At 29.0% G+C, this 19,978-nt stretch carries 19 protein-coding genes; 9 read left to right on the forward strand and 10 right to left on the reverse strand.

The features are described 5' to 3' along the window. Positions 1-126 precede the first annotated feature (126 nt). Positions 127-2,889, forward strand: coding sequence for a leucine--tRNA ligase (leuS, locus tag B6F84_RS01400; protein WP_148690562.1), 2,763 nt, complete (start codon positions 127-129; stop codon positions 2,887-2,889). 20 nt (positions 2,890-2,909) lie between these two features. On the opposite strand, the gene B6F84_RS01405 is transcribed toward leuS, so the two are convergent. Further along, a complete protein-coding gene (locus B6F84_RS01405) occupies positions 2,910-3,272 on the reverse strand; it encodes a PaREP1 family protein (RefSeq protein ID WP_148690563.1) in 363 nt (120 codons plus the stop codon). Positions 3,273-3,451: 179 nt separating this feature from the next. Here B6F84_RS01405 and B6F84_RS01410 point away from each other — a divergent pair, with 179 nt between their 5' ends. Continuing rightward, entirely contained in the window at positions 3,452-3,718 is a 267-nt protein-coding gene (locus B6F84_RS01410) for a hypothetical protein (protein WP_148690564.1), read from the forward strand. A 1-nt stretch (position 3,719) separates the two neighbouring features. On the opposite strand, the gene B6F84_RS01415 is transcribed toward B6F84_RS01410, so the two are convergent. From B6F84_RS01415 to B6F84_RS01440, 6 genes are all read right to left on the reverse strand, one after another. Further along, a complete protein-coding gene (locus B6F84_RS01415) occupies positions 3,720-5,051 on the reverse strand; it encodes an ATP-binding protein (RefSeq protein ID WP_148690565.1) in 1,332 nt (443 codons plus the stop codon). 4 nt (positions 5,052-5,055) lie between these two features. Beyond that, positions 5,056-5,559: a hypothetical protein gene (locus tag B6F84_RS01420; protein ID WP_148690566.1), complete on the reverse strand. Its 504-nt coding sequence runs from the start codon at positions 5,557-5,559 to the stop codon at positions 5,056-5,058. Between the two features lie 66 nt (positions 5,560-5,625). Beyond that, positions 5,626-6,954 (reverse strand): hypothetical protein, encoded by a 1,329-nt coding sequence (locus B6F84_RS01425; RefSeq protein ID WP_148690567.1) that lies wholly within the window; start codon positions 6,952-6,954, stop codon positions 5,626-5,628. Positions 6,955-7,059: 105 nt separating this feature from the next. After that, positions 7,060-8,505 carry an MFS transporter gene (locus tag B6F84_RS01430; RefSeq protein ID WP_148690568.1) on the reverse strand — a complete coding sequence of 482 codons (1,446 nt, stop codon included), beginning with the start codon at positions 8,503-8,505 and terminating at the stop codon, positions 7,060-7,062. Between the two features lie 188 nt (positions 8,506-8,693). Further along, positions 8,694-9,104, reverse strand: coding sequence for a hypothetical protein (locus tag B6F84_RS01435; RefSeq protein ID WP_420807166.1), 411 nt, complete (start codon positions 9,102-9,104; stop codon positions 8,694-8,696). A gap of 136 nt (positions 9,105-9,240) precedes the next feature. Next, entirely contained in the window at positions 9,241-10,011 is a 771-nt protein-coding gene (locus tag B6F84_RS01440) for a glucose 1-dehydrogenase (RefSeq protein ID WP_148690569.1), read from the reverse strand. 113 nt (positions 10,012-10,124) lie between these two features. On the opposite strand from B6F84_RS01440, the gene B6F84_RS01445 reads away from it, so the two are divergent. From B6F84_RS01445 to B6F84_RS01460, 4 genes are all read left to right on the forward strand, one after another. Further along, positions 10,125-11,354 carry a glycosyltransferase gene (locus tag B6F84_RS01445; RefSeq protein WP_148690570.1) on the forward strand — a complete coding sequence of 410 codons (1,230 nt, stop codon included), beginning with the start codon at positions 10,125-10,127 and terminating at the stop codon, positions 11,352-11,354. A 267-nt stretch (positions 11,355-11,621) separates the two neighbouring features. Then, a complete protein-coding gene (locus B6F84_RS01450; RefSeq protein ID WP_148690571.1) occupies positions 11,622-13,847 on the forward strand; it encodes a M1 family metallopeptidase in 2,226 nt (741 codons plus the stop codon). 130 nt (positions 13,848-13,977) lie between these two features. Further along, positions 13,978-14,373, forward strand: coding sequence for a Sta1 family transcriptional regulator (sta1, locus tag B6F84_RS01455; protein ID WP_148690572.1), 396 nt, complete (start codon positions 13,978-13,980; stop codon positions 14,371-14,373). A gap of 87 nt (positions 14,374-14,460) precedes the next feature. Continuing rightward, a complete protein-coding gene (locus tag B6F84_RS01460; protein WP_148690573.1) occupies positions 14,461-15,732 on the forward strand; it encodes an MFS transporter in 1,272 nt (423 codons plus the stop codon). Here B6F84_RS01460 and B6F84_RS01465 read toward each other — a convergent pair. After that, entirely contained in the window at positions 15,718-16,176 is a 459-nt protein-coding gene (locus B6F84_RS01465) for a zinc-ribbon domain-containing protein (RefSeq protein WP_148690574.1), read from the reverse strand. The two genes, B6F84_RS01460 and B6F84_RS01465, sit on opposite strands and share 15 nt — an antisense overlap. A 140-nt stretch (positions 16,177-16,316) precedes the next feature. On the opposite strand from B6F84_RS01465, the gene B6F84_RS01470 reads away from it, so the two are divergent. The 3 genes from B6F84_RS01470 (at position 16,317) to B6F84_RS01480 (ending at position 17,497) form a co-directional block, all read left to right on the forward strand. After that, complete coding sequence (locus tag B6F84_RS01470; protein WP_148690575.1) at positions 16,317-16,724, forward strand: hypothetical protein; 408 nt, start codon at positions 16,317-16,319, stop codon at positions 16,722-16,724. Then, positions 16,721-17,080, forward strand: a complete 360-nt coding sequence (locus tag B6F84_RS01475) for a hypothetical protein (protein ID WP_148690576.1) — start codon at positions 16,721-16,723, stop codon at positions 17,078-17,080. The genes B6F84_RS01470 and B6F84_RS01475 overlap by 4 nt, the downstream gene beginning before the upstream one ends. 81 nt (positions 17,081-17,161) lie before the next feature. Further along, entirely contained in the window at positions 17,162-17,497 is a 336-nt protein-coding gene (locus B6F84_RS01480) for a hypothetical protein (protein WP_148690577.1), read from the forward strand. On the opposite strand, the gene B6F84_RS01485 is transcribed toward B6F84_RS01480, so the two are convergent. Together B6F84_RS01485 and B6F84_RS01490 are read right to left on the reverse strand one after the other, a co-directional pair. Next, positions 17,498-18,634, reverse strand: a complete 1,137-nt coding sequence (locus B6F84_RS01485; RefSeq protein WP_148690578.1) for a radical SAM protein — start codon at positions 18,632-18,634, stop codon at positions 17,498-17,500. Positions 18,635-18,754: 120 nt separating this feature from the next. Then, positions 18,755-19,852: an S-methyl-5-thioribose-1-phosphate isomerase gene (locus B6F84_RS01490; protein WP_148690579.1), complete on the reverse strand. Its 1,098-nt coding sequence runs from the start codon at positions 19,850-19,852 to the stop codon at positions 18,755-18,757. Positions 19,853-19,978: the final 126 nt, after the last annotated feature.

Below are 19,978 nucleotides of genomic sequence, written 5' to 3' on the forward strand. Positions count from 1 at the left end.
GAACTTAAAGAAAAAATGGAAAAAGTGCTGGAAGAGGCTAAAGTAAATCCTAGGCTTAGAGAAGAGGCAGAAAGTTTACTTAAAAAATTATGAGTGTTTATAATCTTCCACTTTATTTTATTAATTATGGACTTTAATCAGATAGCAGAAAAGTGGCAAAAAGTTTGGGATGAAAAGAAAATATTTGAAGCAAATTCTGACCCTTCTAAACCTAAATTCTTTATAACTGTACCATTTCCTTATACTAACAGTCCATTTCATATTGGTCATGGAAGAACGTACATTACAGCAGATATTTACGCTAGATATATGCGAATGAAAGGATACAACGTTCTATTTCCTTTTGCGTTTCAATTTACTGGAACGCCTATACTATCAGTATCTGAAGCAATAAAGAGAGGAGATAATGATATTATTCAATCTTTCATTAAGACCTATGGATTATCTGAGGAAAAAGTTAAAGAATTTGAGGATCCATTAAAATTAGCTGAATATTTCAAACAAGAAATGGAAAATACTGCAAAGAAAATTGGATTAAGTGTTGATTGGAGAAGAACTTTTGATACAATGGATAAGAGGTTTGCATCATTTATTCAATGGCAATTTAAAAAACTGAAAGATAAAGGAAAACTGGTAGTAGAAAGTAATCCAGTAGGATATTGTCCAATAGATAATTTTCCAGTAGGTATGCACGATACCAAAGGAGACGTAGAACCTGAAATAGGCGAATTAGACGTCATTATTTTTGATGGTGAAGAAGGGTACTTATATCCTATGGCTACTTCAAGGCCAGAGACTGTCTTTGCTGGAGTAGGAATAGGAGTTAACGATAATGCTGAGTACGTTATTGCAGAATATTTTGATAAAAAATACGTTTTATCTTACGATGCATTTAGAAAATTATCATATCAAAGAGAATTAAAGGAATTAAAGAGAATTTCAGCTAACGAATTGATAGGAAAGACTGCAATTAATCCTATTACTGGAAAGAAAGTTAAAATTATAAAAAGCAAATACGTTGATCCATCTTATGGTACTGGCTTAGTTATGCTTACACCAGCTCATGATCCATTTCATAAAATAGTTGCGGAAAAAGAAGGTTTGCAAGAGATTTATCCAGTTATTTCAACACCTGGCTATCCAAAAATACCTACAGAAGTAGTAGAGACTGAGGATCCGGCTGAATTGAAAGATTATGCTGAATCCTTATATAGAGAAGAATATTATAAAGGAAAAATTTTAGACGTGTCAAGATTAGTTCCAGATTTTATGAAAGAATTTGTAAAAAATAAGATAGAAGGTAAACCGGTAAAAGAAGCTAGAGATTATGTAATAGAATTATTAAAAACAATTGGAAGATATGATAAAATCTATGAGATAAATAATGGACCTATTTATTGTAGATGTGGAGCAGAAATAGTAGTAAAAGTTGTTAAGGATCAATGGTTCATAAAATATGACGATCCTGAATGGAAAATGCAAGCTCTAAAATCATTAGATAAGATTAATATAATTCCTCCAGAAGCTAGAAAAGAATTCGAAAAAGTTATATTCCAGCTTAAGAGAAGAGCAGTAGGAAGAAGCAGAGGTTTAGGTGTTAAATTACCTTGGGACGAATCTCAGATAATAGACAGTTTAAGCGATTCTACAATTTATACTGCATTTTATACAATTTCTCACTTAATTAATAATAGTAATGATGAATTGTTTGATTATATATTTTTCGGATTAGGTAATGCAGAGGAATTAAGCAAGAAATTAAACATAACTACAGAAGAAATACAAAAAATGAGGAACGAATTTACTTATTGGTATCCAGTAGATGTAAGAAGTAGTGGTAGAGATTTAGTTTTGAATCATTTACCTTATTATATTTACAATCACATTGCAATCTTTGATACAGTTCCTAGATCTATAGTAGTTAACGGATTTATGAGAGTAGGAGGTAAAAAGATGAGTAAAAGTTTTGGAAATATTTATCCTTTAGATAAGGCTATTGAAGAATTTGGAGTTGATCCTATAAGATTAGGCTTAACTATAATGTCTAAATTATACGAAGACATAGAGTTTGACCCTAATAGCATAAACGCAATAAGCCAACAATTAAATAAGATAAGTAGCATGATAAACGAAATAACAAACTTTAAAGGAAATAATTTCGGTATCGCAGAAAAATGGTTATCAACAATTATAAAAAGAAACATAGAAAACTTTGACAAATTTATGAAAGAGTTTGATTATAATTCTGCATATAAAATCGCTCTATATGATATTTACAACAACATTAAAGAGTACATGAGTTTAACGAATTCTCCAAATGGAGAATTATTGAGAAAAGTAGCATCTGCATGGTTAAGATTATTATATCCTGCAGTACCTCATTTTGCAGAAGAAAACTGGAAATTTGAAGGATTAGTAGCTACATCAAAATTCCCAGATAATGAATTTGAAGAATACGAAGATTCAATTAAAATAGAGTATTTAGAAAACATAATTGAAAGAGCGAGAGAACTTCAAAAAATAAGTAAAGCAGAGACTGCAGAGAAAATTATTATTTACGTTAATCCAAATATAGATTTTGCCAAGGAAGCTGCAAAAGCAATTGAAAATAAGGAAACTTTAAAAGAATTTACAAGTAGAAATAAAACTCCAAATGCAGAGAAAATGTATACAGTCATGAAAGAATATAGTGATTATTTCAGAAAAACAATATTAAAAGAAAGTGAATTTGATGAAATGAAAATATTAGCTGATTTCTCACAATATATTATATCAGAATTAGATATATTACAGATGGCTGTCTATGACTCAACAGATAACTCCATTCCAGATATAAAGGGTAAAAAATCTCAAGCATTACCATTATATCCCGCAATAGTTTTAATATAACTTTTACAAATATACATGAATTACTGATTTTTTAAAATATTTTTTGAGTTAAATTTCTCGTCAGCTAATTCTATTAATCTTATTAAATCGTATCTATATTCATCAACAACATCTATTGGTAAATCTACGGTCAGTAGAGCAATAGCTTTACTCCAGGAAGTAATTATCCAATCCCCATAGTTCATAGCTAATCTAAGAACAATATCATTTAAAATGTCTGCATTCCATTCATTAATTTGCTCTCCTTCGCTTATTGCTAGAATCTTTATAGCTTCTTCAGCAGCTTTATAATACTTCTTACTAGCCTGAGTAATAATACCCTTATCCAATAATTCATTAGCTTCTTCATAATAAATTCGTGCAGAACTCTTTGCTAAAGTCATATATCATATATAGTCTAAGTGGAATTTAAATACATTTTTAGTTAATTCTAATGCACTTAAAGTATATTTCTATATCTAATATTGTTGCATAGCACCAAAGTTAAGTATACTATAAATGTATTAGCAGTAAGAATAGATATGTTAATAAATTTTTTATTATTATATTCTAGTTTATCCTAATGTTTAGGTTTGATAAATTATGTAAGGCAAGCCAAATAAGATTTTTAGAGCAAGCTAAAAATAATGATGAATATGCTAAACTTATAGGATATCATGTAGGTATAGCTTATAATAATCTAGATGAAGATATAAAGAATAAAGTTATACAAGTTGCAAGAAATTCTAGAGTATTTTATTCTAAATTCATTGAAGGAATAAAACAGACTATGCCAGAAGAAAAGGTTAAACTCATAGAGAATGAAATTGAATATACTAGCAAAAGATGAGCTAAATTTCTGCTATAGATTTTTGTACATTATACAACATTGAATTGAATACCTTTACTTTTTCTTCAAGTATATCTGCATCTCCTTGTAAAATCCTTATAGCCTCTATTGTATTTATTTCTATTTTATTTACATTATTTGTATTTAATTTTTGTGAATTAGTTATCACAAATTTGTTTCCTACAACATATTCCTTTTTGTCATGCTCTACTTTTTCTAACTGCGATAGTAGTTCTACTTCTTCATCATTTTCCTTATCATCACTCATTAATTTTACTAATCCGACATATGCCAAGTTATCCTTTATAAAGAATATTCCTGCAACTATATATTTACCTTTAACTTCAATTCTTTTTCCTCTAGGATGAACATATGTTATACCAAGCTCTTTTGATAATGAATTTAACATATCTCTAATCATTTTCTCTAAGTTTCTTGATTCTTCCTCTGGGTTCTTTAACGTGTGTGAGTTCTTCAATTTCTCTTTTACGCAATTAATATCTTCGTTGCACTCTTTCTCCATTTTTTCTATGTCTGATTTAATAAACTGTAATATCGAACTAACTGTATTTAATTCCCTTCCGTTCCACATTGAAAGAATGATTGGAAATAAATCTTCAGCTATTGGATGGCAATAAGCGTCTATTATTTCGCTTATATCTTGTGGAGTGAGCGCGCTATCTAATGATATTCTGCTTTCATCAAGCCTTCTTCTTATTGCTAAATCTGTTATTTTGCTATATGAATCAGTTGGTATAGCCATTATAACAGGTATTCCTAAGCCAGAATTTATCAGCCTATGAATTTTAGGAATATGATTATCTCTTATTTCATCTATAAGTAAGGATAAGTCTTCAAATTTCTTTAAATCAGATATTAATTTCAGCATTCCATCAAAATTCTTTTCGTAAGATAAACAATATATTCGCAGTTCTACTTCATCAAATTTATTACAAACTTTCTCTAGCCAATCTTCAAATTTTACTCCTAGTAATCTTTTAAAGAATGAATAACCATATTTTCCTTTATTTTGTGATAATAAAGGTAAAACCATATTTCTTAATTTAAGCTGATCTATTTTGCTCCAAAATTCGTCTTCTATTTCCGTTTTACTAGCCAAATCTAAGTAAAATGAATTATTTACATTTTCTTGAAGTTTCTTTAATATTGTTGTTTTACCCATACCTGGCTGTCCTATTATTGACGCAATATCCTTATTTTTTATAGCATCTAATGCTTTCTGAAGATATTGCCTATATGTTGGTCCAGCTAAAACCACATTTCTGCTACTCCACGTTGTTACTGTTACTTTTGGTATATTACAAATAGCCATTTAATCACCTTTTTTTAATTATCCCGTAAATGGAACCTTTTCTAACATATCCTTCTTCTCCTCCTGCTATAAGATCGTAGAATTCCTCAATATGTTTTCTCATTTTTGAGTAAAATTCTTCTTTACTTAATCCTAATTCTAGCCTTATAGCTTCTAAGTGAGCATAACCTAAATTATCTTTAACTTTTTCGTAAACTTCATCAAACGAATTCTCATTTATTTTTTTCTTTTCTACTAAAAATTCTTCTAGTTTCTTAATTTCATCTTTTAGTTCTCTTATTTCTTTTATAATTAAATCGTTTTTTTCAACATTATCTTCAATTAGTTCGTAAGATTTACCTCCTCCATTATTAATTCTTTTTATCTTTCCTTCTTTTTCTAATTTTTCGAGAATAGAAGAGAGTTCTTCATTATCAGCTTTCAATTTTTTCTTAATCTTAGAAAAGGAAACTGCTTTGCCATCATAAAGTTCTTTAATGGCAGAAATTACTTGAAGCTCATCAATCATGAATTATACGTTATTAGGAAATCCTTTATACCATATTGGCATGATAATATTAAGAGAAATCATTTATTAGAAATACTCTTCATAACTTCTTTTTACATTCCAACCTTCATCATATAATTCTTTCAATCCTTGGTTTATCATTTCCTTGTAATTATCTAGTGGTTCTCCAACATCATCTATTTTAGGTAGTAATTTTTCTGCTCCACTTATCAAATTGGAAATCTCTAATGGATCTCTTCTAAAAATACCTAAAAAGGATTTTTTTGTACCATTATACATTTGAGGAGAAATTATACTTTTACCTATTGAAGTATAAACAATAACAAAGGGAATTATAACTTCTAATTTTTCATCGGCATAAGGTAGCTTCTTAGGAATAGATTCAATAGTATTTAAGATTTGATTTTGAGTTTCCTTTACTTTTTCTAGCTTAGATAATATTTCTTGTCTTTGATTATCTAATTTTTTAATTTCATTATCTATAGTATCTAACTCACGCTTTTTATTCGAAATTAGAGAGTTTATTTCTGATTTTATATTTCGTATATCAGCTTTATATTTTTCTTTAATTGTAGAAAGTTTATTATTAATTTCAGATAAATACTGAGTTTTTATCATATTTGCGCTATTTACTGAGTCTAAAAGTTCAGCTTCTTTTTCTAGCTCAGCTTTTCCTATTATAACTTCAATATCAGCTAATTTAGAATAAAGTTGAGAAGCTTGAGATTTTAACTCTCCCTCTAAGTTTTTCTTTGCGTCGCTTAATACTTGTTTTAGTTCAGATTCTTTACTGCTTATCTCAGAATCGTATTTATCCTCTATATTTTTCTTTTCTTCTGATCTTTTTCCTTTTATTATATTTATTTCTGTTCCAATTTTTTCTTCTATTTTATCTATTATTCTGATATTTTCTTTAATTTGTTGCTCTAACTTCCCTAAATCCGCCAAAGCTAATTCTACATCTATATCCGATAAAACTTTAGGTAATGTTTTTATTGTAATTGAAGAAGGAGGTATTTTGAAAATATCTTTTAAATCTTCACTTACTAATCCTTCTAATGTAATACTAGTTATACCTCGAAATTCTTCCCATCTTATGCTACTTAGATAATTTAATTTTTCATCATCTGAATTCATTTTGTCTAATGATAAAAGTAACTTATTATAATCTTGTATAACATAACTATCTATTTTACTTGAAAGCTTTCTAGTTTCATCAAAAATGTAGTATCCACCTATCTCATTTCTAACTAAAAGAAAAGGCCATCCAATGATCTCAGCTTTTATAACTTTATCTTTTCCCGCACCTTTTACGAACGCAATAGCTAGCTGTTTATTAACATCTATTGGAGAAAAATTGTCACTCGTAGCTAATGATAAATATAAACTTTTCATAAGAATAATCTAGCTTAAGTATAATTTATTTTTTGTTGTGTCCTTTATTCCTTAATCAGAATAATTTTAACGAAATATAGAAAAAGCGAATTAAAAAGGATAAAATTATTCTGCAACCTCCTCTTCTACTTCAGTTATTGGTTTTGCTACCTCCTCCAAGCTTTTCCTCTCTGCATTAACTCCAAATAATATTTCTACTACTCCAGCAGCTGCCATTAGTCCAGCTCCTAGTAAGTATCCATAAAATAGAAATAATGGTTGCTTCGTAGCTATTAACGCACCAAATATTGCTGGCGATGCTACTCCTCCTAATGCTGTTCCCACTGCATAGAAAAATGCTATTGCCATTGCTCTAATTTCTACTGGAAAAACCTCACTAACGGTAAGATAAGCTGAACTAGCTCCTGCTGATGCGAAGAAGAATATTACAACCCAGGCTAATGTTTGAGTTAATGCATTCAGTATTCCTAAATAAAACAAATATCCAGTAAATGCTAATAATCCTCCAGAGAGAATATAGGTTACAGATATCATCTTTTTCCTTCCATAAGTATCGAATAGCCTACCTAATATTAATGGTCCGAAGAAGTTACCTACAGCGAAAGGAAATATATATAGACCTACTTGATCTGCTGGAATATGGTAGAACGTACTCAATATTAATGAATAAGTAAAGAATATTGCATTATATAGAAAAGCTTGTCCAGCCATTAACCATAATCCTAAAACTGTTCTCTTAGGATATGTCTTGAAAACTGTTTTTCCTACAGTCTTAAATCCTATCACATCTCTAGGAATTATAGTAATATATTTATGTACATTATCCAATGTCTTTTTAGTTTGATCTTTTACCTTATTTTCAATTTGTGAAACTACAGAATTAGCTTCTTCTTCTCTCCCATGAATTAATAGCCATCTAGGGCTTTCTGGAAGATATCTTCTAATTAATAAGACGGCAAAAGCTAAAGATGCACCTAAGAAGAACGCTAACCTCCAGCCTAAATTTATGGGAAATATAGCAGGATTCAATATGTACAACGATAATGCTGAACCCATTATAGTGCCAATCCACCAACTACCATTTATAGCTAAGTCTACCCAACCTCTAACTCTAGCAGGTATTAATTCATCTATGGCTGAATTTATTGCAGAGTACTCTCCACCTATTCCTAATCCAGTTATCGTCCTAAATGTGGCTATGCTTATAAAATTGAATGAAACTGCAGAAAGTAGAGTTCCTGCTATATAAGTACCTAACGTTATCATAAATAGTTTTTTCCTTCCATATTTATCCGTCAAGTAAGAGAAGAATATAGCTCCAACTACAGCTCCTATAAGATATGCAGTACCTAAAAATCCAGCTTCAAAATCGGTTAATGCTAAAGTACTAGGTTTAGTTAGAACATCACTAATAACTCCAACTATAGTAACTTCCAGACCATCTAAGATCCATGTTATTCCTAAAGCTATAACAACCAATACATGCCAAGGAGACCAAGGAAGTCGATCTAATCTAAATGGTATGTTAGTGCGTATTTTCTTCTTCTCCATACAAAAGACACCAAACTATAATATATGACTTAAATATACTTATACTTTTCTAGAATAATATCATAGTTTAAACATGCTTATTCTATTTTAATGTTTATTTTTATATATACTTATATGTAAAGATATTTAGAAAAATTAATTTAAAAATAGTATCGTAAATATTCTCTGGTTATGTTCAGAAATTATTCTTAATTGCTCCATGATATTTTCTTAAATAAAATTATTAGTATAGTTAATTCTAATAGATCTGGAATAGGTGTCCCATAATACACGGGATAATACCAACTCCAACTATACGGAATACGAAGCGATAAAATCCAATAAAATATATCTTCTAATAAAAATCCATAAATTGCAAACCAAATCGTTTTTAATGAAAATAACTTTTTAGATGCTAGATAGGCTGGATACATAAAAATTGATATGTATAAAAAACGATAAAAATACTGAGCTATAGAATTATTCGAAAATACGCTTAATGCACCACCATGCGGATCCCAATTTATTCCAATCTCTAACATAGCATAGAAAAAGGAAAAAGTAGTCATTATTATTATTCCTCTTCTTAAATTAGTAATATTAGACTTTCCTCTCTGCATAAGTTTAATATATTCGTTTTACGTAAAATTCTTTCTTTCATAAGTTTATGAAAAACTATGTTTTTAAAGCTAAAACAACTTAATTAATTCTTCACACTTTCATAATTATGAAGATATAGAGTCAATTTATAAAAAATTATACGCTATGTGTTAAATTATCAGTTCTTCCTCCATCTATTACTACTACTTGTCCAGTCATATAATCTGCTACTGCTAAGAATAATGCTGCTTTAGCTATATATTCTGGTTTACCTACCATGGAAAGTGAAGTTCTAGTTTTAAACCATTCTTCTAGTTCTTTAATTTCGTTTTCACTTTTGCCTCCTATTGTCATATCAGTCTCTATCCAGCCTGGAGCAATAGCGTTAACTCTTATATTATATTTTCCTAGTTCAAAAGCTAGTCTTTTTGTAAGCATAATTACGGCTGATTTTGTTATTGCATAAAAAGTATTAGTTGGAGCTGACGTACCTATACCAGCATTGGAAGCCATATTAATGATTACACCTTTTCCCTTCTCTTTCATATGGGGAAGAACTTCTAGCGTAGTATAAATCATTCCTTTGAAGTTTATTTCCCACATTTTGTTAAATTTTTCTTCATCATATTCTTCAAATGGCATTAAATACCATATACCTGCATTATTTACTAGGATATCTATTTTTCCAAGTTTTTCTTCAATTTCTTTTACCATATTATGTACTTCTTGTCTTTTAGAAACATCTGCCTTAAATATCTCAACACGGTCTTTTAACTCTTCTTTAAGCTTTATTGCTTCTCTTTCTGAAGAAGAATAATTAATTGCTACTTTAGCTCCATACTTATGAAAATATCTAGCAATTTCTCTTCCTATACCTTTTGAAGATCCTGTAACTAATACTACTTTATCTTTTATGTCTTCGAACATAGTAGATAGATATCAAAGATACCTAATAAGATTTTCTCTTTTATAAAAATTAAAAATGTATTAAGAGTATTAATCAAGATCAGATTTTTAATTAACGTTTCTAGCTAAGTAGTGTGAAATTAGGAATAGTATATAACAATTTTCTTGCGCCAAAATTTGCAGGCGGAGGATATGTTCATGCTTATGAAGTAGTAACTAGACTAAAGAAAGATTTTGATATCATTTACTATCCATCAAGTCCAGTATTTAATTGGGATAAAGACAAATTAGAAAATAAAGCAAAAGAATTAGAAAAACAAGGAATAAAAATAGTACCAGAATTTTATACACTATTAGAAGATATAAGCAAATATAGAGTTACTGGAATCAAAAAATTTTTATCTTCTGAAAAAATTGCAAAAGAAGTTTCAGAAAAATATAAAGTGAACGTAGATTTTTTGTACGAGCCAGATCATACTTCATTTGATATCTTTTATTTAGGTAAAAATATTAAATTCGGACTTACCATTCATTTACCATTATTTTATGCCAATTCCTCCAGATATTTAAGAAGATTAATAAGATTTTATGGTATAAATTTATCATCTGGCAAAGGATTTTACACTAGATTCCTATATAATGAACTTTATTCTAAACCTAGATATTCCAGATTATTGAAAGAACGTAAACCAACATTTATTGCTAGCGTAAGTAAGGGACCATTAGAAGAAAGTGGATTACAAGGAGAAGTAATTGTACCAGGTAACGCGTTTGATCCGGAACTTCTAAAATTTAGGAATAGAGGAAAAGAAGACTACATAGTTTTTTGGAGTAGGCTTAATCAAGACAAAGGTATTCATGAAATTCCAGATATAGTGAAAATGATTTATCCAAAACTCAATAGAAAAATTAAGCTCGTAGTAATGGGTAGATTTTTTGATAAATTCAATGAAAAAAGATTTTGGAAAAAGGTAAGAAAATATAATATAGATGTCGAATATTTGGGATTTGTTGAGAGAGAAAAATTATATGAAACTGTTTCCAAGGCTAAATTATTCATATATCCTACTCATGTTGATGGATTTTCGCTAGTAGTTTTAGAAGCTTTGGCTTTAGGTACTCCAGTTGTAGCATATGGAATACCTGCAATAAAGAGCATTTACAATAATTTAAATGCTGTAAAAATAGTAAATGAATTCGATAAAATAAGTATGGCAATAGAATCTACTAAAATTCTTTCAATGAAAGAAAAGGAAATAGAAGATCTTATGAATGAAGAGAACTTGTTATCATTCCTTAAATTGCACTCAAACTGGGATAATGTTGCAGAGTCAGTGAAGAAAATCATATTAAAATATATCTAAGAGAATCGCGTTGGATTCTTGTTAACTAATGAAGTTTATATGCTTTAAGCTATTATTTAACTCATATGAAATAAATGAGAAAATATATTATAGGAAATATATACCAATACTATGAAATTGGATTAATAATACAATTTATATATATACTGCTGAAGGAAATGAAGTATTTCAAGTAGATAACTTTAGTTAGGAAAGTATATATTACTAATTAAATGAATTAATACTCACTAACTAAAAGTTAAAATTTTGATTGTACATTTAATCACTATGGTTTTAGATCGAGAAGGGAAAAATTATATTTTAAAAGAATATATATTAAATTATCCTAAAAATTATACTTTTAAAATAAATCATTGCATATACGTACTTGAAGTTAGTGAAAACGGAATAAAAGGAAAAGCTGAAATACAATGTAACGGAAGTAATATAGAATTAGACGCTGTTCATTTTAATATTTACAATGTTAAGGTGGATGGAAATAAATCTGATTATTATTACGATGGTAAAAAATTAATAATAAAAAATGAGGTAAAAAGTAAAATTGAAATAGAATATGAGGTTAAGCCTACTCAAGGTATAAGAGTCATTAACTTAGGAGATCATTATGAAATCGCTACAACTGGAGAAGTGGATCAGGCTGGATACTGGATTCCAAGTGTAAATTATCCTGGCGTTAAATATACTACAGAATTCTTTGTTAAGGTTAAAAAACCATATATTGTGATATCTAACGGCGAATTAAAAGAAGTTAAAGATGAAGGAGAATATTCAGTATATCATTGGATTATGAATATTCCTCATTCCTCATATTTAAATAGTATAGCAGTTGGACTATTTTCTCAGTTTAAAGAGGACATTAATGGAATTTCTTTAGAATACTATTTACCTAAAGGATTTGATGACTATGTATGGAATCTTTCTGCAACTAAGGAAGCCATGAAATTCTTCACGTCATATATAGGAGAATATCCTTACAATAAGTATGCTCAAATAGTATTATTTTCAATGAATGGCGGAATGGAATACATTTCTTCAACGCATCTAACTTGGAGAATTATGCATGATAAAATTGCAGACGAAAACTATTCTGCAGATAGTCTAATAGCTCATGAGCTTGCTCATCAATGGTTCGGTGATTTAATAACGACAAAAGATTGGAGTAATATATGGCTTAATGAAGGATTTGCAAGTTATTTTGAAGCAATGTTTATAGAGTATTATAAGGGAAAAGAAGAGTTTATCTATAATTTATATTCTAAATTCAAAGGTTATTTAGAGGAAACAGAAAAATACACTAGACCGATAGTAACTAGATACTATAAGTGGGGAGACGAAGTTTTTGATAGACATACGTATAATAAGGGTGCATTAGTCCTTAATATGTTAAGAAACTACTTAGGTGATGAAATTTTTAAACAAGGAATAAGAGAATACATTGAAAGATTTAAGTTTAAGAACGCTGATACTGAAGATTTCAAAAAAGTTATGGAAGAAATATCAGGTAAAGACTTAACATGGCTATTTGACCAATTTATATATTCTGCAGGGCATCCAGTAGTTGAAGTAAATCAAGAAGGAGAAAAAATAAACGTAAATTTACAGGAATTTAAACTAAGTATAGAAATAAAGCAAAAAGTAAAAGAAAAAGAAGAAAATTTAACTATAATAGATTCTTCGACCTCTTTCGAAGGAGACTATATTTGTGTAGATCCCAAATTTAAGGTTTTAGTAGAGGTTAAAGATAATCAAAGTGAAGAAAATTTAATTTCAGAAAGTACGGACAAAGATATTATCTGTAGAATTAGAGCAGTAAATTCACTTTCTAAGTTTTCAGATATAAAAGCTATACAAGCGTTAAGAGAAAGGCTTAAGGATTTCTGGGGAGTAGCTTATGAGTCTGCTTTATCATTAGGAAAGATTCAAAATGATGATGCACTAAATGCGTTAATAGAAGAAAAGGTAGATAATCCTAAAGTTAGAGTAGGCATAATGAAAGCTTTAGGTAATTTCAAATTTAATCAAAAAGCTAAAGATTATTTAATTTCTTCACTTAGTGATAAGAATTATCATATTAAAGCCGAAGCTATTGTTAGTCTAGGAAAAATAGGTTTTATTGAAACTAAAGATGAAATAATAAAGCATTTCGAAGAAAAAAGTTATATTGATTTAATACCTTCAGCAGTTATTGAAGCACTATCATATTTTGGAGACGATGATTCATATAAATTCGTTTTAGAAAGAGGGGTAAGAAGTAAGAGTGAACCAATAAGAGCTTCTGCTGCTAGACATTTATGGAGATTTGGGAATAAGAGCTTAGAAATATTAAAATTCTTACTTAAGGATCCATCTCCTATAGTAAGAGGAAATGCGATAAGATCTATTGGAGATCTCAAGGCTTATTCTTATTTAAGAGAAGTTGTGGATAATGAGGACGAAACGTATATGAATAGATCATTAGCATTAAGGCTTTTAGGTAAGCTGAATCAATCATAAGTTAAATATTTCAATGTTTTTAATTATCTTATTTTATTTTTCCTTTTAATTAATGTTAAAGTGAGTAAAAGGAAGTTATTTATCATTATTGTAATTAAGGTTTATTAATTATATTAACAATATGTATACCATGGAAGAAAATATATTATTTCCAGATGGCAGAAGTGTAGATATTCATAAGGTTATTGGTTTTATGTATGGATTAACTGAAAGTGAGTTAAATATTTTACATTTATTAATGGAAACCAACGATAAACTTACAGTAGAAGAAATAGCTAAAAAACTAAATATAGCTCAGACTTCAATAAGTAAACCAATTAATATTCTTATAGATAAAGGATTAGTATATAAAGAGAAAAAAGTATATAACAAGATGAAGAAAGCAAGACTAGTTTATTACGTAGATAAAAATAAGTTGTATTCTAAATTAACTAAAGACTTAGAATACATTAAGAATTCCTTTGCTACTGAATATCATTCTCATTTATTAAATAAAGGTATAGAAGTATATAATAATTTTAAATAGAGAAAATAATAAATATTTTTTATTTATCTATAATTTAGAATTAACTTTCTCTTAAACTTTTTAAGCCTATTATACACTAATTCACTCATGGATTTCGAGAAATTGCCTGGAAGATTAAGAGCCTTCTTCCTTTCTTCCGGTGGATTTTTGTTAGATGGATACGATTTATCAGTAATATCTTTTGCAGTACCATTTATATCAAAGGGATTCAATTTAAATGCTTCTCAGACAGGATTAATAACTTCTTCCTCTTTAATCGGAATGCTTATAGGATCATTAATTTTTGGTTTCCTATCAGATAAAATAGGGAGAAAAAAACTTATGAGTATAGACTTAATTTTCTTTTCTGTCTTTGCTTTAACCTCTGGAATATCTTCTAATTTTTATGAATTATTTATTTCTAGACTTTTATTGGGAATTGGAATAGGAGGAGATTATCCAATAAGCAGTACATTAACTTCGGAGTATTCTCCATCTAATGATAGAGGAAAATATCTAGTAGGAACAGTTTCAATGTATTGGATTGGGACATTAGTATCAGCACTAGCTAATTTGTCATTTCTCCCATTAGGTGACGAATTTTGGAGATATTCTTTCATACTTGGTTCAATATTGTCATTACCAATAATTATAGGAAGAATTAGACTATCTGAGTCTCCAAGATGGTTAATATCTAAAGGATTACTTTCTGGAAATAAAATTCCTAGTAAAGAAGAAGAAAATAGAGACGTGAGAGGAATATTAGATTTATTTGAAAAGAAAAACCTACTTTATCTAGTAATTTCAACTTCGTTAGTGTGGTTCTTATTCGATGTTGCTTCTTATGGGATAGGTCTTTATTATCCATATATATTGCATGAATTCGCTTTTCCATCAAATTATGAAGTAATCTATGGAACAATAGCGATATCCATTGGAGCTATTATAGGTTATGCCATAGCTATTTCTATTATAGATTCTGCTGGAAGAAGAACAGTATTATTACTAGGATTAGCTTCGATGGGCATTATATTACTTTTAGGCGGATTAATAAAAATTTCAGGGTTTTCGTTAGTACCTTATTTTATGATATTCGTAGCTATGGAACAATGGGCAGGAGCAGTCACATTATTTTATCCTACAGAAATATTTCCGACTCCAGTAAGATCTACTGCCCAAGGGTTTGCTACAGCAGTGAGCAGAATAGGAGCAATATTAGGTGTATATTTCTTCCCAACATTAGTAGATATTCTAGGATTTTCATCATCACTTATATTCTTTAGTATTTCATCATTCATAGCATTAGGTATATCTTTTGTAATTGTGAAAGAAACTAAAAGAAAAAGCCTTGAGGAAATATCAGCTTCACAAAAAGTATAATATCAATCCTATCATTACATATGCTATTGCAACTGCTAGTAAGAATTTAAGATAAGGAAACTTTACGTCCTTTTTTGCTTCTTGTTGATTTATCTGTTGAGGATACGTTTGTTGATATTGTTGATACGGAGCATTTGCTGGAACAGGATTTACAAACTGTAATGGATATCCACAAGATGCGCAGTAATTAGCATTAGCATTATTAACAAAATGGCATCTTGGACATATCTTAACATATTGAATTTGCGGAGTATTTGGAATGTTTTGATTAGAACTTGGTTGCACAATAGGTTGTGAATTTTGCGGAAATGATTGAGTAGGATAATCGAAATTTAGTCTTACAGTATTTTGAGATTGATAAGTTGGAGGAAAATAGTATCTACATTTTTCGCAGAATTCAGCATTATCTGGATTATTGTATCCACATCTAGGACAAACTTTCATATTGGTCTATCTTAATTTAGGATAATAAAAATTTTTCATAACAGTACAAACGTTAGCTAAGATAAAAATATTTGTTTTAGTTTTTAGACTAAGGAAAATAATAAATGTTTTTATAGTGTTATTTTTACTTTCTTTTATACATGAGAAGTAGATTATATTCTATCTATAATGAGAAATCAGATGATACTATGCTTATCTCTTGGGATATTTTGGATGAATATTCTATTTATTCTGGATTTCTTATAGATGGATATCCAAATATTAGTGTAAGAAACGATTTTTACGATTTACCTGCATTTCGTAATGCTTTTTTCATAGCTAGCAATTCAACTAAAGTTTATACTCTTTCTATGAAACATTATTTTGAAGGAATAGTGCCAATTTACCAAATAACAAGAATAACTAATGAAAAAGATCTTTATGAATATATTTCGGAAATATTTAATGAAGATTTAAAAATCATGGGATTTGGGTTAATTTTTTCCTTACCAAGTTATTTTGAGTTATTGTCCGCAAATTTCGTTAAATTATTAGGTAGATGGGAATGAGAGAAGGATTTCTTATTCTAGATAATTATAAGATCCTTAAATTATCTTGCTATTCTGGAGAATGTGATTGGTTTGTATTAGATCAAAATACTTATCTATATGAAGAAAAAATTCTGAATTCTGGCAAGTTCAATATAGTAGGAAATGCTGAAGATCATAGAGTAATGAAACTTATTTTTAGCTTTATATTGGCTGGTATAAATCCAAATAATATTGTATGTAAAGAAAGAAACGGAAGAATTGATTGCATAAAAGATAATATAGGATTTGGCCTTGCGGAAGGTAAATGGTCGGGAAAAGTATTTTTTGATAGAGACGAAGTTAGAAAATTTTTAGCAACATTATCAACAAAATAATTAAAAAATAATCAATTAATATTAAGGATACTCTTACTCTAGTTAGGTAATACTTTTTTTGTCTAAAGATAAGTACTACTCGTGAAGATAGTAGAATCGTTATTTGATCCATCACTTAGTGAGCATGGAGTATACGCAAAGGACGTTATAGACGAAATAATACCTAAATTAATAAATAATTCACACTATTTCAAGACTAAAGGATCAATATTTTCTATAGCTCCAAGCAATAAATATATATGGACAATGAAAATTAATGTAAAACCATTCTATGTGATCCTTTGTAAATATAAATATAGTTATTGGATGCTACCTGACCTAGAAATGAAATTAATAGACTGTTTTAGACTCAAAGGAGAAGCTGAAAAGTATATGTATAATAAAATGTATTCTCACATAATGAAGCTAATAGTATAATCATATGTAAGAACTAACTACTTCTTTAAATAAGTTAAATAGTCCAATTACTCCTCTAAAATTTTTCTTCAATAAATATGTACCTTTTGTCTCTTTAGTTTTTAGAAGAATTTTATCTATAACTCTAGAAAATGGAATTTTTATTATCTTTTTATCATTTAACCATGCTTCGTATAATATATCATAATAGTTTTTATCATTTCCAGGAAGTGGAATTATTATCGCCTTATATTTAAATAATTCTTTAGCCTTCTCAGAATTTATATATATAGTAGGATAAATGAAGTTTTTATTTAATTCTTTTAATATTTCTACCTCAAAGTCTAAAGTACAAATTCCAGGCTTTCCACTTAAGACTGGTGATATCCAATTATTTTCGTTTAATCTAAGTATTTCTCTCATTTTAGAAAAATTAAAATTAAAAGACGAAATAACACTTATTTGCGATATTTTAACTTTACCAAAAGATGAACTAAGTCTTAGAAGATCTAATATCTCCTCTTCATTGCCGTAAGACAAAAAATCATTAGAAATTAAATTTACGTAACCATGAATAGACTGGATTTCTAGCTCTTTTTCAATTACATCTCTAGGTATTTTTCTATTACGTCTTTTGATTTCTACTTCTGCAAATGCTGATGGAGATTTTATAGGAAAGAACTTATCAGTGGGCTCTCCATATACTATTTTATCTGAATTACCTTCATAGAGAATTCTTGGTAAAGTTTTTTCTGCTTCTCCTATAAGTAAAACATCAATCCAATCTTCTTCTCTCAATTCCCAAGCTCCAGGCCCACCAACAATAATCTTTATTTTTTGTTCTTCTTTTATCCTCTTTATTTTTTCTCTGAAGTTTAGGAAAGAATAATAAAAGTATGGCTTATCAAAGAATATCTTTGAAATTCCCTTAGATACATCAGTTAATGCAAATGGATCATTAACGTAGATTCCTAGAATCTTATCATACTTGGTGTATTTAGCTACTTCATGAGGTTTGATAATCTTAGCACTAATTAATGCTTCAATTTTCCTTAAACCGTAGGGAGGATACTTATTTTTACGTAGTATAATAGGCATTAAGTTTGGAGGTAAGCTAGGTAAAGAGTAGAAAGTCGCCTCGTCAGAAGTTAGTAACATTTTATTTTACTATATCCTAAAAGATACTTATATTTTACTATATTTTATAATTGAGAAAAATCTTCTAATAGAAAATACAAATATGAAAGTATGATTAATAGCAAAAAGACTAATTTATTACTATTTTTCTATGACTTTTCTTATATTTTTATCATATGGAGGATATATTATACCTTTTTCAGTAATTATTCCAGAAACATATTTAGGAGGAGTCACATCAAATACAGGATTATAAACTTTTACACCTGGCGGAGCTATTGGAACACCTCTTACTGTTCTAACTTCATCTGGATCTCTTTCCTCAATAACAATATCATTTACTGTATTCTTCAAATCAAAAGTCGACATAGGAGCTAAGGCATAAAAAGGAATACCTAATTCATGAGCAATCACAGCTTCCTTGAATGTCCCTATTTTATTATATACATGACCGTCCGAAAGAATTCTATCTGCTCCTACCATTACGCTATTTACCATATTTTTATACATAACTAATCCTACTGTAGTATCTGAAATTAACGTGACTGGTATACCTTCTGTCATAAGTTCATATACTGTAAGCCTACTACCTTGTAACCAAGGCCTAGTTTCAGGAGCAATAACAGAAACTTTAATTCCTAAAGCTTGAGCAACCTTTACTGGAGCTAATGCAGTGCCTAATCCAGTACCTGTAGCTAATCCTCCAGCATTACATTGCGTTAAAACTGTATCTCCATCATTAATTTTTTCTAAACCATAAATTCCCATTTGCAACTCAGCATCTAATTCCTCATCAAATATTTTCTTTGCTTCAGACTTAAGTAAATCTATTAATTCCTTCACGTTCTTAACTTCACCATTATTTATTGCCTCATTGGCTTTAGTTAACATATTTGATGTTGCCCAAGATAGATTTACTGCCGTGGGTCTAGCTTTATCTAACACTTTCTTTGCATTATTTAAAGACTTTATTGCTTCGTCTAAGGTAGAAATAGAAGAAGAAGTTAATGCGGTAACCATACCGTAAGCGGCTGTAATTCCTATAGCAGGGGCTCCTCTTACTTTCATAAGTTTTATGGAAGAAGCAATTTCTTCAGGTGTTTTCAAGTTAACGTAAGTAGTTTCAAAAGGTAAAGCTGACTGATCAAGTAACGTTAAAACATTATTATCATTATCCCAGATAATTGGTTTTAATTTAGGCTTGTACATTTGCTTTAGCTCGGCAAGAGAAACTTTCATAGCATTTATTACTTAAAATAAAAATAAAAATCCTTTTGAACCTTACATACCTATATACAACTCTCATTAGATAACAAATGAAGTTAGCCTAGGAATATTTTAGATAATAATTGAGTACATTACTTT

The organism is Acidianus manzaensis (assembly GCF_002116695.1).
Classification (GTDB): Archaea; Thermoproteota; Thermoprotei_A; order Sulfolobales; family Sulfolobaceae; genus Acidianus; species Acidianus manzaensis.

What these genes read in the sequence shown, in the direction of transcription:
- leuS (WP_148690562.1), top strand. Translation starts at nt 127, where the DNA reads ATGGACTTTAATCAGATAGCAGAAAAGTGGCAAAAAGTTTGGGATGAA.
- B6F84_RS01405 (WP_148690563.1), bottom strand. Translation starts at nt 3,272, where the DNA reads ATGACTTTAGCAAAGAGTTCTGCACGAATTTATTATGAAGAAGCTAAT.
- B6F84_RS01410 (WP_148690564.1), top strand. Translation starts at nt 3,452, where the DNA reads ATGTTTAGGTTTGATAAATTATGTAAGGCAAGCCAAATAAGATTTTTA.
- B6F84_RS01415 (WP_148690565.1), bottom strand. Translation starts at nt 5,051, where the DNA reads ATGGCTATTTGTAATATACCAAAAGTAACAGTAACAACGTGGAGTAGC.
- B6F84_RS01420 (WP_148690566.1), bottom strand. Translation starts at nt 5,559, where the DNA reads ATGATTGATGAGCTTCAAGTAATTTCTGCCATTAAAGAACTTTATGAT.
- B6F84_RS01425 (WP_148690567.1), bottom strand. Translation starts at nt 6,954, where the DNA reads ATGAAAAGTTTATATTTATCATTAGCTACGAGTGACAATTTTTCTCCA.
- B6F84_RS01430 (WP_148690568.1), bottom strand. Translation starts at nt 8,505, where the DNA reads ATGGAGAAGAAGAAAATACGCACTAACATACCATTTAGATTAGATCGA.
- B6F84_RS01435 (WP_420807166.1), bottom strand. Translation starts at nt 9,104, where the DNA reads ATGCAGAGAGGAAAGTCTAATATTACTAATTTAAGAAGAGGAATAATA.
- B6F84_RS01440 (WP_148690569.1), bottom strand. Translation starts at nt 10,011, where the DNA reads ATGTTCGAAGACATAAAAGATAAAGTAGTATTAGTTACAGGATCTTCA.
- B6F84_RS01450 (WP_148690571.1), top strand. Translation starts at nt 11,622, where the DNA reads ATGGTTTTAGATCGAGAAGGGAAAAATTATATTTTAAAAGAATATATA.
- sta1 (WP_148690572.1), top strand. Translation starts at nt 13,978, where the DNA reads ATGGAAGAAAATATATTATTTCCAGATGGCAGAAGTGTAGATATTCAT.
- B6F84_RS01460 (WP_148690573.1), top strand. Translation starts at nt 14,461, where the DNA reads ATGGATTTCGAGAAATTGCCTGGAAGATTAAGAGCCTTCTTCCTTTCT.
- B6F84_RS01465 (WP_148690574.1), bottom strand. Translation starts at nt 16,176, where the DNA reads ATGAAAGTTTGTCCTAGATGTGGATACAATAATCCAGATAATGCTGAA.
- B6F84_RS01470 (WP_148690575.1), top strand. Translation starts at nt 16,317, where the DNA reads ATGAGAAGTAGATTATATTCTATCTATAATGAGAAATCAGATGATACT.
- B6F84_RS01475 (WP_148690576.1), top strand. Translation starts at nt 16,721, where the DNA reads ATGAGAGAAGGATTTCTTATTCTAGATAATTATAAGATCCTTAAATTA.
- B6F84_RS01485 (WP_148690578.1), bottom strand. Translation starts at nt 18,634, where the DNA reads ATGTTACTAACTTCTGACGAGGCGACTTTCTACTCTTTACCTAGCTTA.
- B6F84_RS01490 (WP_148690579.1), bottom strand. Translation starts at nt 19,852, where the DNA reads ATGAAAGTTTCTCTTGCCGAGCTAAAGCAAATGTACAAGCCTAAATTA.